Below are 3563 nucleotides of genomic sequence, written 5' to 3'. Positions count from 1 at the left end.
GTAAGCGCTGTTCTCAGCCCACGTCGACCTAGGGTATGAGATTCCCAACGTTATTCGCCGGGTGACCATTGGCGAGTTTGCTGAGCGTCTCGGTCATCCAGTCGTGTGGGTCCATGCCGCTGGTGTTGCAGTTTTCAACGAGCGTGGCGATCATCGCCCGGTTGTCGCCGCCCTCGTCGGCGCCGGCAAACAGTGCGTTCGTGCGGTTATGCATACCTTTCCATAACCGCAAGTCATGACGGTTCGCCGGCTCCGACCGCGGCGGTGAGCGCGCCGCCGATCTCTATTCACTCATCGTCACCGCCAAGCTCAATGATATCGACCCGCAGGTCTGGCTCGCCGACGTCCTTGACCGCATCGCGAGCATCGCGCAAAACCGTCCCCACGAGCTTCTCTCCCGGGGATGGCGGACACGCCAGCCCGCACTTCAGGTCGCCGCATGACGCTTATCGCCCGCCTCAAGATCGTCCTCAGGGATATCGAGCCGAAGGTCATGCGCCGGATCGAGGTGCCGCTGTCGATCAATCTCGACCGGCTTCACACGGTCATCCAGATCGCCATGGGCTGGACCGACACCCATCTCTACGAGTTCCGTTTCGCCGGCGACGCCGCCTTCGGCATTCCCGATCCCGACTATCTTTCCAGCATGAATGATGCCCGCAAGACCACCCTGCGCTCCGCGATCGACGACTGCGGCGGCAAAACCTTCCGCTATATCTATGATTTTGGCGACTATTGGGACCATGCCGTCACCGTCGAACGGATCGAAGCGCGTGTGCCGGGCTTTCCCTACCCCTCGCTCCTCGCCGCCACCGGCCGATGCCCGCCCGAGGACGTCGGTGGGTCTCCCGGCTATGCCGAGTATCTCGAAGCACTCGCTGATCCGGACCATCCCGAGCATGAAGACATGCTCGAATGGGGCGGCGATTTCGATCCCGACAAAATCGATATCGCCGACATCGCAATTCGCCTCACGGATATCGGTCTGGCGTGGGAACGAAAACCCCACCGTAAAGCCCACGCTACACCAAAGTCATAGAACCCGCAGCCTTCACCAAATGATGCAACGCAGAACGGGTTCGTCGAGAGCTTCAATGGTCGCATGCGCGACGAGCTGCTCAACGAGACGCTGTTCTTTACGATCGGTCAGGCCCGCACGATCGTAAGCGATGTTTTCAGGCCACGGCGGTCCAGGGCATGAGGTTGCGGACGGCATTGGCGGGATGCCCGTTGGCGAGCTTGGTCAGTATTTCGGTCAGCCAAGTGTGGGGGTTGAGACCGGAGAGCTTGCAGTTTTCGATGAGCGTGGCGATGACGGCCCAGTTGTCTCCGCCTTCATCAGAGCCTGCGAAGAGGGCATTTTTGCGGTTCAAAGCGAGGGGGCGGATCGACCGCTCGACGGCATTGCTATCGAGGTCGACCCGGCCATCGTCGAGGAAGCGGGAGAGCCCGTCCCAGCGAGTGAGCGCGTAGCGGATTGCTTCACCGATCTTCGCTTTGGCGCTGACCTGACGGCTGCGGGCTTCAAGAAACCGACGCAGATCGTCGATGATGGCGCGGCTGCGCTCGCCCCGGGCTTGTTGGCGCTGTTCGGGCGGCGCACCTCGCACCTCGTCTTCGATGGCATAGAGCAAGGCGATGCGGCGCAGCACCTCGGTGGCGACCGGCGATGTGTCGGCGAGCTCGTAGAACTTGCGGCGCACATGGGCCCAGCAGAAGGCGAGCCGAATCTGCTGACGCCGCTTCGCCAGCGCGGCATAGCCGCCATAGCCGTCGACCTGCAGGATGCCCGCGAAATCGCCGAGATGGGCTTCTGCCCGCTCAGCCTTGCGGTCGGCGGCATAGACATAGGCGACCATCGGCGGATCGTTGCCGCCCCAGGGGCGATCATCGCGTGCATAGGCCCATAGCTGCCCGGTCTTGGTCCGCCCGCGTCCGGGATCGAGCACCGGCGCCGTCGTCTCGTCGGCGAACAAGCGTTCCGATCTTCGCAATCGCTCGAGGATGTGATCGCGCAAGGGGCGCAAATACCATGCCGCCCGGCCAACCCAGTCGGCCAGCGTCGAGCGATCGAGCTGGATACCTTGCCGGGCATAGATCTGTGTCTGCCGGTATAGCGGAAGATGGTCGGCATACTTGGAGACCAGCACCTGCGCGATCAGCGCTTCGGTCGGGATACCGCCCTCGACGATCCGCGGCGGTGCCGGGGCCTGCACGACCGCACCCTCGCATGAACGGCAACCGTAGCGCGGGCGGCGGGTGACGAGGACACGGAAGGTGGTCGGCACGACATCGAGGCGCTCGGCGACGTCCTCGCCGATCTGATGAAGCGCGCCGCCACAACAGACACAGGTCTTCGTCTCGACATCGACGATCTGTTCGACCCGCTCCAGATGCGTCGGCAGCGAACCCCGGTTGGTCTTCCGCGGCCGCTGTGCCGGAGCCCCGCTTGCCTTGTCGCGAGCGTGTTCGGCCGCGGCCAAGGCCGTCTCGACTTCCTCGAGGGCAAGCTGGAACTGATCGGGATCGAGCTGTTCGGACCGGCGGCCAAAACGGTGACGCTGCAGGGCGTCGATGATCGCTTGTAGACGCTCGACCTCGGCTTTGAAAATCTTGAGCGCATCGAGCTCGCGAGCCTGTTCGAGGACGAGCGCGCGAAGCGCTTCAACGTCATCGGGAAGGTCGGCTTCCATGAGCATGGAAGCAGTGAATCAGCATGGGAAGGCCGCGTCAACCGGCAATCTGCGGAGCGATCGGGCGGCGTCCGCCATGCACTCGGCGCCAGTCCAGACCTTCCAGCAGAGCGCCAAGTTGTGCCGCCGTCACACGCATCACGCCGTCCTGAATCCCCGGCCACTTGAAGCTCCCTGACTCCAGCTTCTTAGCCATCAGGCACAGGCCGGTTCCATCCCACCAGACCAGCTTGATCCGGTCGGTCCGCTTCGCCCGAAAGACGTAAATCACCCCGGAAAAGGGATCGCCGCCATACTCGGCACCGACCAACGCCGCCAACGCGTCCGGCCCTTTGCGGAAATCTACGGGCCGCGTTGCGATCATGACGCGGGCGCCAGCGCCAGGCCCGATCATCGAGCCGACCGAAGGGCTTGCACCACGGCAGCAGCCAGATCGGCCTTGGCCGTTCGCCCAATCCGGATCACGGCACCATCGATCTCCACTTCTATCGCGACATCGCTGCGTCGGGCGTTGTCGGCGACCACCGGCACGAACATCGGCTCCGCATCCATCGAGCCACGCTGGGCTTCCAGCGCGTAACGAAGCTCGCGGCGCCAGGTGTAGAGCTGGGAGGTCCGGATATCGTGCCGCTGAGCAAGCGCCGTCAGATTATCGCAATGCTGCGCTTCTGCGACGATCGCCAACTTCTGCTCCACGGTCCACGATCGGCGTCGACCGACCGTCCCACTGAACACCTCGAGGCGCCGGGCCGGCTCCGGACTAACTCCAGTGCGCGTGTCCAGTCCGGTCGTTAGCGTCGCGTCGTCCATATCCCCTCTGGTCTGCCTCAATCACGAAACCAAACAAGGTGGGGCCCGAACATCGCTTAC

The 3563-nt window shown here is 63.5% G+C and carries 5 protein-coding genes and 2 pseudogenes; 3 read left to right on the top strand and 4 right to left on the bottom strand.

Translation table 11 applies throughout. The annotated features are described in order from the left end of the window. Positions 1–28: 28 nt before the first annotated feature. Positions 29–214 (bottom strand): transposase domain-containing protein, encoded by a 186-nt coding sequence (locus ACTJI5_RS22955; RefSeq protein WP_440861744.1) that lies wholly within the window; start codon positions 212–214, stop codon positions 29–31. 28 nt (positions 215–242) lie between these two features. Here ACTJI5_RS22955 and ACTJI5_RS22950 point away from each other — a divergent pair. From ACTJI5_RS22950 to ACTJI5_RS22940, 3 genes and pseudogenes are all read left to right on the top strand, one after another. Then, positions 243–443, top strand: a pseudogene (locus ACTJI5_RS22950) (transposase domain-containing protein); the annotation flags it as partial. Beyond that, the gene (locus ACTJI5_RS22945; protein ID WP_440861743.1) at positions 440–1039 is read left to right on the top strand and encodes a plasmid pRiA4b ORF-3 family protein; all 600 of its coding nucleotides are present in this window, start codon (positions 440–442) and stop codon (positions 1037–1039) included. The pseudogene ACTJI5_RS22950 and the gene ACTJI5_RS22945, both read left to right, overlap by 4 nt. A 12-nt stretch (positions 1040–1051) precedes the next feature. Then, positions 1052–1168: pseudogene (locus tag ACTJI5_RS22940) on the top strand (integrase core domain-containing protein); the annotation flags it as partial. Between the two features lie 7 nt (positions 1169–1175). On the opposite strand, the gene tnpC reads toward ACTJI5_RS22940, so the two are convergent. Genes tnpC through ACTJI5_RS22925 form a run of 3 tightly spaced genes read right to left on the bottom strand, consistent with a single transcriptional unit; the run spans position 1176 to position 3503 of the window. Further along, positions 1176–2699, bottom strand: coding sequence for an IS66 family transposase (gene tnpC, locus ACTJI5_RS22935; protein WP_440859285.1), 1524 nt, complete (start codon positions 2697–2699; stop codon positions 1176–1178). Positions 2700–2730: 31 nt separating this feature from the next. Further along, positions 2731–3057 carry an IS66 family insertion sequence element accessory protein TnpB gene (gene tnpB, locus ACTJI5_RS22930; RefSeq protein ID WP_440859286.1) on the bottom strand — a complete coding sequence of 109 codons (327 nt, stop codon included), beginning with the start codon at positions 3055–3057 and terminating at the stop codon, positions 2731–2733. Positions 3058–3083: 26 nt separating this feature from the next. Beyond that, the gene (locus tag ACTJI5_RS22925; protein WP_440859287.1) at positions 3084–3503 is read right to left on the bottom strand and encodes a transposase; all 420 of its coding nucleotides are present in this window, start codon (positions 3501–3503) and stop codon (positions 3084–3086) included. Positions 3504–3563 lie beyond the last annotated feature (60 nt).

The sequence above is a fragment of the Sphingopyxis sp. 22461 genome (assembly GCF_052044915.1).
Lineage (GTDB): Bacteria > Pseudomonadota > Alphaproteobacteria > Sphingomonadales > Sphingomonadaceae > Sphingopyxis.
The sequence above is the reverse complement of the archived record's forward strand: the minus strand, read 5'-3'. Positions and strand labels throughout refer to the sequence as shown.